12 protein-coding genes are annotated in these 13,271 nt (G+C 71.2%); 9 read left to right on the top strand and 3 right to left on the bottom strand.

Translation table 11 applies throughout. The features are described 5' to 3' along the window. The 5 genes from secD to RR3_RS11180 form a co-directional block, all read left to right on the top strand. On the top strand, positions 1-1,136 hold a 1,136-nt coding region (secD, locus tag RR3_RS11200), incomplete at its 5' end, for a protein translocase subunit SecD (RefSeq protein ID WP_072786418.1). 2 nt (positions 1,137-1,138) lie between these two features. Continuing rightward, a complete protein-coding gene (gene secF, locus RR3_RS11195) occupies positions 1,139-2,341 on the top strand; it encodes a protein translocase subunit SecF (RefSeq protein WP_225223261.1) in 1,203 nt (400 codons plus the stop codon). Position 2,342: 1 nt separating this feature from the next. Then, positions 2,343-4,088: an ABC transporter substrate-binding protein gene (locus RR3_RS11190; protein WP_010596850.1), complete on the top strand. Its 1,746-nt coding sequence runs from the start codon at positions 2,343-2,345 to the stop codon at positions 4,086-4,088. Continuing rightward, a complete protein-coding gene (locus tag RR3_RS11185; protein ID WP_010596851.1) occupies positions 4,085-4,642 on the top strand; it encodes an adenine phosphoribosyltransferase in 558 nt (185 codons plus the stop codon). Before RR3_RS11190 ends, RR3_RS11185 begins: the two co-directional genes overlap by 4 nt. 91 nt (positions 4,643-4,733) lie before the next feature. Continuing rightward, the gene (locus RR3_RS11180) at positions 4,734-7,040 is read left to right on the top strand and encodes a RelA/SpoT family protein (protein ID WP_026137911.1); all 2,307 of its coding nucleotides are present in this window, start codon (positions 4,734-4,736) and stop codon (positions 7,038-7,040) included. Positions 7,041-7,069: 29 nt separating this feature from the next. Here RR3_RS11180 and RR3_RS11175 read toward each other — a convergent pair whose 3' ends face one another. From RR3_RS11175 to RR3_RS11165, 3 genes are all read right to left on the bottom strand, one after another. Continuing rightward, on the bottom strand, positions 7,070-7,867 hold the full coding sequence (locus tag RR3_RS11175) for a peptidylprolyl isomerase (RefSeq protein WP_228287157.1): 798 nt from the start codon (positions 7,865-7,867) through the stop codon (positions 7,070-7,072). 112 nt (positions 7,868-7,979) lie between these two features. Continuing rightward, positions 7,980-8,765 (bottom strand): peptidylprolyl isomerase, encoded by a 786-nt coding sequence (locus RR3_RS11170; protein WP_010596855.1) that lies wholly within the window; start codon positions 8,763-8,765, stop codon positions 7,980-7,982. Further along, a complete protein-coding gene (locus RR3_RS11165; protein WP_010596856.1) occupies positions 8,765-9,637 on the bottom strand; it encodes a peptidylprolyl isomerase in 873 nt (290 codons plus the stop codon). The genes RR3_RS11170 and RR3_RS11165 overlap by 1 nt, the downstream gene beginning before the upstream one ends. A gap of 167 nt (positions 9,638-9,804) precedes the next feature. On the opposite strand from RR3_RS11165, the gene RR3_RS11160 reads away from it, so the two are divergent. From RR3_RS11160 to RR3_RS11145, 4 genes are read left to right on the top strand one after another with little or no spacing between them, the layout of a single operon-like run. Further along, positions 9,805-10,488, top strand: a complete 684-nt coding sequence (locus RR3_RS11160; protein ID WP_026137910.1) for an MBL fold metallo-hydrolase — start codon at positions 9,805-9,807, stop codon at positions 10,486-10,488. 40 nt (positions 10,489-10,528) lie between these two features. Beyond that, positions 10,529-11,803, top strand: coding sequence for a histidine--tRNA ligase (gene hisS, locus RR3_RS11155; RefSeq protein ID WP_017681347.1), 1,275 nt, complete (start codon positions 10,529-10,531; stop codon positions 11,801-11,803). Positions 11,804-11,852: 49 nt separating this feature from the next. Next, a complete protein-coding gene (locus RR3_RS11150) occupies positions 11,853-12,434 on the top strand; it encodes a hypothetical protein (RefSeq protein WP_010596859.1) in 582 nt (193 codons plus the stop codon). 44 nt (positions 12,435-12,478) lie between these two features. Next, the gene (locus tag RR3_RS11145; protein ID WP_064066273.1) at positions 12,479-13,186 is read left to right on the top strand and encodes a hypothetical protein; all 708 of its coding nucleotides are present in this window, start codon (positions 12,479-12,481) and stop codon (positions 13,184-13,186) included. Positions 13,187-13,271: the final 85 nt, after the last annotated feature.

Below are 13,271 nucleotides of genomic sequence, written 5' to 3'. Positions count from 1 at the left end.
CTCCCGCGGAGGACCTCGACCCGCAGGCCCGGGCGGCCGCGGACATCGCGGCGGCGAAGGAGACGCGGCAGAGCGAGGACCCGGCCGTCCTGCAGGAGGCCATGGCCACCCTGGACTGCTCGGCCGCTGACCCGCTCGCCGGCAACGACGATCCGGCCAAGCCGCTGGTGGCCTGCTCCACCGACGGCACCGCCGTCTATCTGCTCGGCCCGAGCATCATCGACGGTCAGCAGATCACCGACGCGTCCGCCGGCTACAACTCCCAGCAGTCCCGCTACGAGGTCAGCCTGACGTTCGACTCCGAGGGCAGCAGCACCTGGGCGCAGTTCACCGCCGCCAACATCGGCCAGCAGGCTGCGTTCGTCCTCGACTCCAAGGTGGTCAGTGCGCCCGTCATCCAGGGCGCCACCCCCGCCGGAAGCGCAACCTCCATCACCGGCAACTTCAGCAACACCGAGGCCACCGAGCTCGCCAACACCCTCAAGTACGGCTCGCTGCCCCTGTCCTTCGCGGCGTCGGAGGCCGAGACGGTGTCCGCAACCCTCGGTCTGGCGTCCCTCGAGGCCGGGCTGATCGCCGGCGTCGTCGGACTGCTCCTGGTGCTGATCTACAGCCTCGTGTACTACCGCATGCTCGGGGTACTCGTCGCGCTGTCGCTGGTGATGTCCGGCCTCGCCGTGTACGCGGTGATGGTGCTGCTCGGCCGCTACATCAACTTCACCCTCGATCTCGCGGGCATCGCCGGCCTGATCATCGGTATCGGCATGACCGCCGATTCGTTCGTGGTCTTCTTCGAACGCATCAAGGACGAGATCCGTGAAGGACGCAGCTTCCGCTCCGCCGTGCCCCGCGGCTGGGCGCGGGCCCGCCGGACCATCCTGTCCGGCAACGCCGTGAGCTTCATCGCGGCCGCGGTGCTCTACATCCTCGCGGTCGGCCAGGTCCGTGGCTTCGCGTTCACGCTGGGTCTGACCACCATCCTCGACGTCGTGGTCGTGTTCCTCGTGACCTGGCCGCTGGTGCACCTCGCGTCGAAGTCGAAGTTCTGGTCCAAGCCGAGCGTGAACGGTCTCGGCGCCATTCAGCAGGTCGCCCGTGAGCGCCAGCTCGCGGCTGCCTCGGCGAAGGAGGCGTGACGATGACCGACACCACCACGACCGCACCCCGGCACAGCACCCTCTCGCGCCTCTACACCGGCACGGGCGCGTTCGAGATCGTCGGCCGCCGCAAGTTCTACTATCTGCTCACCGGCGCCATCGTGCTGGTGGCGCTGCTGAGCATGCTGATCCGCGGTTTCACCTGGGGCATCGACTTCGAGGGCGGCACCCGCATCCAGCTCCCGGCCGCCGAGGGCGTCACCACCGAACAGGTGGAGACGGTGTACTCCGACACCCTCGGCGCGGAACCCGAATCGGTGCAGACCGTCGGGTCCGGCGCCGGCGCCTCCATCCAGATCCGGTCGGAAGCCCTCGACCTGGAACAGGTCCGGGCGCTGCAGAACGCGCTCTACGACGAGTTCCAGCCCACCGGGCCCGACGGCGTGCCGTCGCGCGACGCGATCAGCGTCGCCGACGTCAGCGAGACGTGGGGCGGACAGATCACCCAGAAGGCCCTCATCGCACTCGCGGTGTTCCTGGTGCTCGTCAGCATCTACATCGCGGTGCGCTACGAGCGGGACATGGCACTCGCGGCGCTGGCCGCGCTGTTCTTCGACATGATCGTGACCGCGGGGGTGTACTCCCTCGTCGGCTTCGAGGTCACCCCGGCCACCGTCATCGGCCTGCTCACCATCCTCGGCTTCTCGCTGTACGACTCCGTGGTGGTGTTCGACAAGGTCGAGGAGAACACCCGCGGCATTCTGCACCTGCATCGACGGACCTACGCCGAGCAGGCCAACCTCGCCGTCAACCAGACCCTCATGCGGTCGATCAACACCACCGTCATCTCGGTGCTGCCGGTGCTCGCGCTGATGGTGATCGCGGTGTGGCTGCTCGGCGTCGGCACCCTCAAGGACCTCGCCCTCGTCCAGCTGGTCGGCATCGTGGTCGGCGCCTACTCGTCGATCTTCTTCGCGACGCCGCTGCTGGTGACGCTCAAGGAGTGGCGCGGGCCGGTGGCGGCGCACACCCGCAAAGTGCTGGCCAAGCGCGACGCCGCGCAGTCGCGTTCGGTGCCGTCCGGTGAGAAGACCGTCGGCGCGCACGCCGCTGCGGCACCGATGTCCGTGACCGAGCGCGGCGCGGTGGCCACGACGGCGGGTGCCGGTGCTCCCCGGGTGGCCGAACGCACCCCCAGACCGGGGGTCCGCCCCACCGGGAAGCGCGCCAAGAGAAGGCACTGACATGTCGGCACCCGAGCACACCCGGCGCCGCCGGTCGGTCCGCGCGGCCCTTGCGGCGACGGCTGCTGCAGCAGCACTCGCCGCGACGATCGTGGCCTGCGGCACGACGGAGGAGTCTCTGCCCTCCATCGGGTACGCACTCGACAACACGGTCACCACCTACAACGCCAACACCGTCGACGGCGCCGCCTCGGGAGCCCGGCAGGCCCTGGCCCGTGTGCTGCCCGGGTTCGGCTACGTCGATCCGGCCGGCCAGGTGATCTCCGACACCGACATCGGGACGGCCACCGTCGTCGCGCAGGACCCGCTGACCGTCCAGTACCGGCTGTCCCCGGACTCCGTGTACTCGGACGGGGTGCCGATGTCGTGCGACGACCTGGTGCTGACCTGGGCGGCCGCCAGTGGGCGATTCACCGCTCCCGACGCGTCGGGAGCAGCGGAGAACCTGTTTGCCGCCGCGCGACGCTCGGGTTATGTCGACATCGAACGGATCGACTGCCAGACCGGATCCAAAGACGCCACCGTCGTCTTCCGCGCAGGCCGCGCCTACGCCGACTGGCGGGCCCTGTTCGGCGCCACCGAACTGATGCCTGCGCACGTCGCGGCCCGCGTCTCGGGGGTGCCCGACGTGGTCGCCGCAATCGGCGGCGGCGACGTCGAGGCGCTGCGCCGGCTCGCCGACTTCTGGAACACGGGATGGAACCTGACCCCGGGCGCGGTGGATCTGTCGCTGCTGCCGGCCTCGGGTCCCTACCGGATCGAGTCGTTCACCGTCGAGGACGGACTCGTCCTCGTCGCGAACGAGCGCTGGTGGGGCAACAAGCCCGGCACCGACCGGATCGTGGTGTGGCCGCGCGGCACCGACGCCGCCGCAGCCGCCTCCGACGGCCGCGTCCACGTCGTCGACGCCGCCACCGGAGCCCTGGACCTGTCGCTCGGCGACGACGCGGAAACGACGGACACGGCCTCGCGCAACGTCGAACAGCTCGTGCTGGGCACCGAGGGCGGGAGCCTCGGCGCCCCCGCCGCGCGCCGGGCGTTCGCGCTGTGCGTGCCCCGGTCGCAGTTGTTCGACGAGTTCGGCCGGGTCGGGGACGTCCCCGCCACCGGTCTCGGTTCCGGGACCACCTCGTCGCGGCTGCTGCCCGCCGACTCGCCCCTGTACCCGGGTGTGTCCGGGCCCGCGGCCCGCTACGACGAGGCGGACACGACCGCGGCGCAGGCCGAGCTCGCCGCGGCCGGGACGGACCGCATCACCGTGCGGATCGGGTACCTCGGTCCCGACCCGCGCCGCGCCCGCACCGTCGAACTGATCGCCCAGTCCTGTCGCGAGGCCGGCATCGAGGTGGTCGACGCCGCCTCCGACACGTTCACGCCGTCGCAGCTCGCGGCGGGTCAGGTCGACGCCGTACTGGCCGGGACCGCCGCCGCCGCGGGCGCGGGCGGCACGGCCGACATGCAGGACGCCCGCGGTTCCCTCAACTCCGCCGCCGGCGCCAACGTCGGTCGCTTCGCCGATGCCCGAGTCGACCGGATCCTCGATGCCCTCGCCGTGACCACCGACGACGCCACGATTTCCGGCCTGGTCGGCGAGGCCGAGACGATCCTGTGGACCGAGATGCCGACCCTGCCGCTGTACGCGCAGCCCCGGGAGACGACCTTCGCCGGCGGCCTTCGTGCCGCCGTCGTCAACGCCAGCGCCGCCGGTGCGGGCTGGAACATGGACAGGTGGATCCTCAACCGATGAGCAGCCTTCCCGCCGGAGCGCACGCGCTGATGGACCGTGCCGCCACAGCGGTCACCGCCCACACCCGCTGGGTCGACGACTTCCCGACACCCGGGGTCCGCTTCGCCGACCTGACCCCGGTCTTCGCCGACGGCGAGGCGTTCGGGGCGGTGATCGCGGCGCTGGCCGCCACCGCACCCGATGCGGAACTGGTGGCCGGGGTCGACGCCCGCGGCTTCCTGCTCGGCGGCGGGATCGCCCACGCACTGGGCACCGGCGTCCTCGCGGTGCGCAAGGCCGGCAAGCTGCCCCCGCCGGTGAACACCCGCGAGTACTCGCTCGAGTACGGCACCGCGGCGATCGAGATTCCGCAGGATTCGGTTCGGCTGCGCGGCCGACGGGTACTCGTCGTCGACGACGTGCTGGCGACCGGCGGCACCCTCTCGGCGACGGCGGAGTTGCTCGACGCGGCCGGCGCTCTCGTCGTCGCGGTGGCCGTGGTCACCGAGATCGAGGTTCTCGGCGGGCGCGCGCGGCTGGAAAAGTACCCGGTGACGTCATTGGTCCGGCTCTGAGAGCTAGAGTTGGCGCAGGTGCCGGTGGTTCCGGACGACGAGGAATGCGCGACGGTACGCCCGGTGTGCATCGGCGACGGGAGGTGTGGGCATGACCCAGAATCTTGATCGGTCCCAGAACTCCGGTCCGACCCCGACCTCGGCATCCACCTCGGCGTCCCGCCGGGTGCGGGCCAGGCTGGCGCGCCGCATCACCGGGCAGCGCAGCACCAACCTCAAGCCGGTGCTCGAGCCGCTGGTCACGATCCATCGCGAGCTGTACCCGAAAGCCGACCTGTCGGAGCTGCAGCGCGCCTACGACGTGGCGGAGGAGCGGCACGCGTCGCAGAAGCGCAAGTCCGGTGACCCGTACATCACCCACCCCCTCGCGGTCGCGACGATCCTCGCCGAACTCGGCATGGACACCACGACGCTGATCGCGGCGCTGCTGCACGACACCGTCGAGGACACCGGCTACAGCCTCGAACAACTCACCGCCGAGTTCGGCGAGGAGGTCGCCCACCTCGTCGACGGTGTCACCAAACTGGACAAGGTGGTGCTCGGCACCGCGGCCGAGGGCGAGACCATCCGCAAGATGATCATCGCGATGGCACGCGACCCCCGGGTCCTGGTGATCAAGGTCGCCGATCGACTGCACAACATGCGCACCATGCGCTTCCTGCCGCCGGAGAAGCAGGCCCGCAAGGCACGCGAGACCCTCGAGGTGATCGCTCCGCTCGCGCACCGTCTCGGCATGGCCACGGTCAAGTGGGAACTCGAGGACCTGTCCTTCGCGATCCTGCATCCGAAGAAGTACGAAGAGATCGTCCGGCTCGTCGCCACCCGGGCGCCGTCGCGCGACACCTACCTGGCCAAGGTCCGCGCGGAGATCAACTCGACGCTCTCGGCGTCGCGGATCGAGGCCACCGTCGAGGGCCGGCCGAAGCACTACTGGTCGATCTACCAGAAGATGATCGTCAAGGGCCGCGACTTCGACGACATCCACGACCTGGTCGGCGTGCGAATCCTGTGCAACGAGATCCGCGACTGCTACGCCGCAGTGGGTGTCGTGCACTCGCTGTGGCAGCCGATGGCAGGCCGCTTCAAGGACTACATCGCCCAGCCGCGGTTCGGGGTGTACCAGTCGCTGCACACCACGGTGATCGGCCCCGAGGGCAAGCCGCTCGAGGTGCAGATCCGGACCCGGGAGATGCACCGCACCGCCGAGTTCGGCATCGCCGCGCACTGGCGGTACAAGGAGACCAAGGGCAAGCACTCGGGCGACGCCGCCGAACTCGACGACATGGCGTGGATGCGGCAGTTGCTCGACTGGCAGCGTGAGGCCGCCGACCCCGGCGAGTTCCTCGAGTCGCTGCGTTACGACCTCGCGGTGAAGGAGATCTTCGTCTTCACCCCCAAGGGGGACGTGATCACGTTGCCGTCCGGGTCGACCCCGGTGGACTTCGCGTACGCCGTGCACACCGAGGTGGGGCACCGCTGCATCGGCGCACGGGTCAACGGCCGGCTCGTCGCGCTCGAGCGCAAACTCGAGAACGGCGAGGTCGTCGAGGTCTTCACTTCCAAGGATCCCAACGCCGGGCCGAGCCGCGACTGGCAGTCCTTCGTGGTCTCGCCGCGTGCGAAGGCCAAGATCCGGCAGTGGTTCGCGAAGGAACGCCGCGAGGAGGCGCTCGAGACCGGCAAGGACGCCATCGGCAAGGAGGTCAAGCGCGTCGGGTTGCCGCTGCAGCGCCTGATGAACGCGGACCTGATGCAGGCGGTGGCAAAGGAACTGCGGTACGCCGACGTATCGGCGCTCTACACCGCGGTCGGGGAGCACCATGTCTCGGCGCACCACGTCGTGCAGCGTCTCGTCGCGCTCCTCGGCGGGGTCGGTGGGGTCGAGGAGGAACTCGCGGAGCGGGCCACGCCGTCGTCCATTCCGACCCGGTCCCGGCAGAGCGGCGACTCCGGCATCCTCGTGCCCGGCGCCCCGGGCACGGTGTCGAAACTGGCCAAGTGCTGCACCCCGGTACCCGGCGACGAGATCATGGGCTTCGTCACCCGTACCGGCTCGGTGAGCGTGCACCGCACCGACTGCACCAACGCCGGATCCCTGCAGCAGCAGGCCGAGCGGATCATCGACGTCGAGTGGGCACCGTCGCCGTCGTCGGTGTTCCTCGTGGCCATCCAGATCGAGGCGCTGGACCGGCACCGGCTGCTCTCGGATGTCACGAAGGCCCTCGCCGACGAGAAGGTGAACATCCTGTCGGCGTCGGTGACCACGACGGGCGACCGGGTCGCGGTGAGCCGCTTCACCTTCGAGATGGGAGACCCCAAGCATCTGGGCCACGTCCTCAACGTCGTCCGCAACGTGGAGGGCGTCTACGACGTGTACAGGGTGACCTCCGCGGCGTAGGCCGGTTCCGGGGCCGCGCCGGTCGCGTCTCATCCCACGTCGGTGATGACGAGCGGAGCGAGGGGGCGCCCGCCGCCGAGCGGGCTCGAGCCGTCGTTGCCGGCCGCGGCGACCTCCTCGAGCACCGGCAGGCCCGGTTCGGCGACGGTACCGAACACCGAGTACTGCGGATGGAGCAGCGAGTCGCCGAAGACGAGCAGGAACTGGCTGCCGTTGCTGTCCCGGTGCCCGGCGCCTGCCATCGCGACGGTGCCGCGTGGATACACGACCGGGGCGGGCAGATAGCCGTTCTCCCCGCGGACGACCGTGACGGGGTACTCGTCGGCGAACGTGTAGCCGGGCCCGCCCACCCCGGATCCGCTCGGATCGCCGCACCGGAGCATCTGCATGCCCGGTTCGTCCGTCACGTGATGACACTGCGTCCCGTCGAAGAAGCCCTGCCGCGCGAGACCGGCGAAGCTGTGCACCGCGCACGGGGCTGCGGCGCGCTCGAGAACCAACGGGACCGGTCCCGCGGAGGTCGTCAGCGTGAGCTCCACCGTTCCGGTCGCAGGCACGGACGTCGATCCGGGCATGGTCGCCGTCCGCGCCGCCGGTCCGGCGGCAGGATACGTGCAGGTGACCGTGGCGGCACCCGGTTCGGGACGCGGCGGCAGAGCGGCATAGGCGGACGGGTCGAACCCGGCGGGCCCGGCGACCGTAGCGGTCGTCGTCGCCCGCAGCGCGGCAGGGGCGGGCGCGGTCGCGGACGCGGCACACGCTGCGGTCGCGAGTGCCACGGCCACGCTCAGGGCCGCACGCACAGCGATGGAGGTACCAGAGGTCACAGACACGGCACAGTAGACGATCCCGTCACAAACCGACAGACCCCTGCCCGCGGCGGGGACGCGAACGCCCCGCTCACCGGCGGGTGGGCGGGGCGTTGCGGAACGCGCCGGGTCAGGCCGTGCGGACGGCGGTCAGCGTCGTCGTCGCGGCCGGTGGGCCGTCGGGTCCGCCGCCGTCCACCCCGGCCGCGGCGATCTCGTCGAGCGTCGCCAGGCCGGTCTCGTCGATGGTGCCGAACACGGTGTACTGCGGCGGCAGGATCGAGTCGCCGTACACCAGGAAGAACTGGCTGCCGTTGGTGCCGGGGCCGGCGTTGGCCATCGCGAGCGTGCCCCGCGGGTAGACCATCGGATTCTGCGCCTGTGGATCTCCGGGCGCGTACTGGTCGGTGGGGAACTCGTTGGCGAACTCGTAGCCCGGTCCACCGGTGCCCGTGGCGGTGGGATCGCCGCACTGCAGCACCGACAGCGTCGGGTCGGTGGTCAGGCGGTGGCAGTCGGTGTCGTCGAAATATCCCTGCGACGCGAGCGACAGGAAACTGTTGACGGTGCACGGGGACAGCTCGCCCCGGAGAGTCAGGCCGATGTCGCCCTGGGTGGTGGTGACGGTGACGCCGGTGTCGGTGGTGGGGACATTCTCGGCGCGCGGCGGCTGCGCCGGCTTCGCGGCCGTCCGTCCGTCCGACGGGTACGCGCAGCTCACCGTCTCGGGCAGCGGCTCGGCACGCTGGACGGGCAAGGCGGGGAAGTCGGACAGCGACGGGGCGGACGTCGGCGCCGCGGCGCTCGTCGCGGTCGCGGACCCGCCGTCCGGATCGTCCGAGCACCCCGCGAGCAGCAGCGCCACGCCCACTCCGGCCACGGCCGTCCGGGCGACGACGGATCGAGTACGAGTCATCAGTCCATCCTGACACTGGTCAGCGAGATCGGCTGGGCCGGCGCGCCGTCCTGGCCGCCGCCCTCGACCCCGCCCGCGGCGACCTTGTCGAGGGTCGCGAGGCCGGTCTCGTCGATGGTGCCGAACACGGTGTACTGCGGCGGCAGGACCGAGTCGCCGTACACGAGGAAGAACTGGCTGCCGTTGGTGTCGGCGCCGGCGTTGGCCATCGCGACGGTCCCGCGGGGATAGGTCAACGGCTGCGTGGCCGCCGGATCCTCGGGTGCGTACTGGTCGGTGGGGAACTCGTTGGCGAACTGGTAGCCGGGACCGCCGGCCCCGGTGCCGGTGGGGTCGCCGCACTGCAGCACGGCCAGCGTGTCGGACGTGGTCAGGCGGTGGCAGGCGGTGTCGTCGAAGTACCCCTGCGACGCCAGCGACAGGAAGTTGTTGACCGTGCACGGGGAGGTGTCGTTCTGCAGGACCAGCCCGATGTTGCCCTGGGTGGTCTCCACGCTGACGCTGATGTCGGTGTTGCCCTCCCCGGTGGTGAGGATGCCGTCCGTGCGGGGCGGCTGCACGGGCCTGGCGGGCTCACCGGCGGCCGGATAGGCACAGGTCACGGATTCGGGCAACGGTTCGGACCGGGCCGCCGGCAGCGCTCCGAACTCCGGCGGCGCCGGCTCGGTCGTCTCCGACGCCGCGGTCGAGTCCGCGCCGTCGTCGCGGGTGAGCATCCAGACACCGACGCCGGCCGCGACGACCGCGACCACACCGAGCGCGGACAGGCCGATGGTGAGCTGGCGGCGCTTGCGCGCCCGCTGGGCCCGTCGTTCGAGCTGCCGCTCGAGTTTGCGTTTGGCGGCCTGGCGCCGCTGTGCGTTACTCGGCACTGCAGTAGTCCTCCCGTAACCGATCGTCGTTGCCGGATCCATCGTCGCCGCTGGCCCCCGGCTCGAGCCGGATCGAGTCTGCCACCCCAACCTGAGAGCCGGTCGCCGGGGAGCCCGGCCTAGGCTGTAGGAGCCACACCGAGGCCCACACCGTAGGAGCGATGCCCGTGCTCGTCACCGGATTCCCCGCCGGGATGTTCCAGACGAACTGTTACATCCTCGCGCAGGACGACGCCGAGGACTGCGTCGTCGTCGACCCCGGACAGGATGCCGCCGAGCCCCTCGCGGACTTTCTGACCCGGTCCGGGTTGACGCCGCGCGCGGTGCTGCTCACCCACGGGCATCTCGACCACATCTGGTCGGCGCAGGCCGTCGCCGACCGCTACGACATCCCGGCCTACATCCATCCCGAGGACCGCTACATGCTGACCGATCCCGGTCGCGGTATCGGCCCGACGCTGAAGCCGTTCCTCGAAGGCGCCGAATTCACCGAGCCGCGCACCGTGATCGAACTGGCCGACGGCGATCAGGTCGAGCACGCCGGCATCCGGTTCGTCGTCGATCACACCCCGGGGCACACCCAGGGTTCGGTGGTGCTGCGCACCCACGCGACGACCGCCGACGGCGACGACGTCGAGATCGCCCTCACCGGCGACACCCTGTTCCAGGGTTCGATCGGCCGCACCGATCTGCCGGGCGGCGACCACGAACAGCTGCTCGCCTCCATCGCGGCGAAACTGCTCGTGCGCGACGACTCCACCGCGATCCTGCCCGGACACGGCCCGACCAGCACCATCGGTCAGGAGCGGACGTCGAACCCCTTTCTGGCCGGGCTGACCGGCTCCCGCTGACCCGGCCTCCCGACCCACCGACGAGAGAAAGCAGCGACAGTTGAGCAAGCCCTCCACGTTCTCGGCGCCCAAGGGTGTACCCGATTACGTCCCGCCGCAGTCGGCGGAGTTCGTCGCCGTGCGCGACGGCTTGACCCGCGCGGCGCGGCTGGCCGGCTACGGGCACATCGAGCTGCCGATCTTCGAGGACACCGGGCTGTTCGCGCGCGGCGTCGGCGAGTCCACGGACGTCGTGAGCAAGGAGATGTACACCTTCGCCGATCGCGGCGACCGGTCCGTCACGTTGCGGCCGGAAGGGACCGCCGGGGTGATGCGGGCGGTGATCGAGCACGGCCTCGACCGTGGCCAGCTGCCCGTCAAGCTGAGCTACTCGGGCCCCTTCTTCCGGTACGAACGTCCCCAGGCCGGGCGGTACCGTCAGCTGCAGCAGGTGGGGGTCGAGGCGATCGGCGTCGACGACCCCGCCCTCGACGCCGAGGTCGTCGCCGTGGCCGACGCCGGATTCCGCAGCCTCGGCCTCGACGGATTCCGCCTCGAGATCACCTCCCTCGGCGACGAGACGTGCCGCCCCCAGTACCGGGAATTGTTGCAGCAGTTCCTGTTCGGGTTGGACCTGGACGAGGAGACCCGCCGGCGCGCCGAGATCAACCCGCTGCGGGTCCTCGACGACAAGCGCCCCCACGTGCGGGAGATGACGGCCGACGCCCCGCTCATGCTCGACCACCTCTCCGACACGGCCAAGGCGCACTTCGACGAGGTGCTCTCGCACCTCGACGCGCTCGGCGTGCGCTACACGATCAACCCGCGCATGGTGCGCGGCCTCGACTACTACACGAAGACCACCTTCGAGTTCGTCCACGACGGCCTCGGCGCCCAGTCCGGGATCGGCGGCGGCGGGCGCTACGACGGCCTGATGGCTCAGCTCGGCGGGCAGCCCCTCTCGGGCATCGGGTTCGGTCTCGGGATCGATCGCACGGTGCTCGCCCTCGCCGCCGAGGGCAAGAGCGCGGGCAGCCCCGCCCGCTGCGAGGTGTTCTGCGTGCCGATGGGCGACTCCGCCAAGTCGACGCTGGTCCCGATCGCCCATCGGCTGCGCGCCGCCGGCATCCGGGTGGACCTGGCGTACGGAGGGCGCGGCGTCAAGGGAGCGATGAAGGCCGCCGACCGCTCCGGAGCCGTCGTTGCCCTGGTCCTGGGGGAGCGAGAGCTCGAAGCCGGCGAAATCGTGGTCAAGGACCTGCGCACCGGCGAACAGCACACCGTGCCGCTCGACGACGTGGTCGCCCGGGTCGGGGACGTCGTTGCCGGCACCTGACCCGTCGGGACGTCCTGCGCCGACCCGTCTGGACCTGATCCCGGCGCGGGTGCTCGCACCCCGCGCCGGGAGGGTCGCGGCGTTCTCCCTCCTGATCGGCGTGGTGGCCGGTTTGCTGGTGTACCTGGTGGCCAGCCCGCTGGTCGCGGTCGTGTCCGGGATGATCGTCGGGGTGCCGCCGGCAGTGGGCGCCCTGGCGGTGCTGCGCCGGCGCCGCTGGATCGACGGCACCACGATCACGGCGAAGGGGGCACTGCGCACCCGGCGGGTGCAGCTGCGCAACCTCGCCGGGGTCGAACTGGTGGTGTCGGCGCTGCGGGTCAGTCAGGTGGTGCTGCGGCTCAACGACGGCGACCGGATCGTGTCGGTCCCGCTGGCGTTGTACGCGAACGGCGGCTGCCGGGAGCTCGATGTGCTGGCGTTGCGCCGGCTCGCGGACGCGCTCGCGGCGAGTGAGCTGGCCTCGGCCGCGGCGATGTCGTCGGTACTGGTGGAGCAGCTGCGGGCGGAGGCCCGCGAAGCGGGACTGGAGCAACGGCCGCTGTACCGGGCGGTGTTGCTGGCCCGGGACGCCGGGCGCGTGCCGCAGACCACGCTCACCGATCACGAGGTGGCTTCGCTCGTCGAATGAGCGCACGCCGATTGGTGTGGCGGCACCCCGGGTATGCGGGGCGCATGATCTCGATGCACGCGGTGTTCGCCGCGCCGTTCCGGGCTGCCTCCGCGTTGCGCGGCGCCCGGGTGTTCCACCCGCACGGGGTGCTCTTCCAGGGGGAAGCGGAACTGGCGCCGGGCTGGTGGCCGCGCTCGGTCCCGGCCCGGGTACCGGTGACCGCCCGGTTGTCCGGTGCCGTGGGCACGCCCGACGGTGTGCCCGACATCCTCGGTCTGGCGCTGCGGTTCTCGCTCGAGAGCGGTCCGTGGGACATCCTGCTCGCCACGCTGCACGTGCGGACCAGGGCGGTGCTGCTGCCGGCGCGAGGCTGGTCGACGGCGCGGTACGGCTCCCTGATGGCGTATCGCACGAACGTCGATCTCGCGCCGCGGTGGATCTTCGCGTTCCCCGAGGGGGAGCAGCCGGCGTCGACGTCTGTGCGGGAACTGGCTCGGCGCGGCGGGCCGCTGGTGTTCTCGTTGCACGTGGCGTCGGCCCGCGGGCGGCTCGTGCCGGCCGGGCGCGTCACGCTCGAGAGCGAGGTACGCGCCTCCGACGAGGCGCAACCGTCGTTCGACCCGGTGCTCAACCACCCGGCCTCGGTCGACCTGTGGCCACGGTGGCTCGTGTCGTTCCGTCGCGACGCCTACCAGGGCAGCCGCGCGGGTCGCGGCGCGGCCGACGGGTCCGCGCGGAGCGATCTGCCCGACTCCGCCGCCGCTCCGTAACGCCGGACCGCTGGGGCGCCGGACCGCTGGGGCGCCGGACCGCTGGGGCGCCGGAGCGCAGTAGCCGGGGGTGCGGAGCAACTCC

This window comes from Rhodococcus ruber NBRC 15591 (assembly GCF_001894945.1).
Lineage (GTDB): Bacteria > Actinomycetota > Actinomycetes > Mycobacteriales > Mycobacteriaceae > Rhodococcus > Rhodococcus ruber.
The sequence above is the reverse complement of the archived record's forward strand: the minus strand, read 5'-3'. Positions and strand labels throughout refer to the sequence as shown.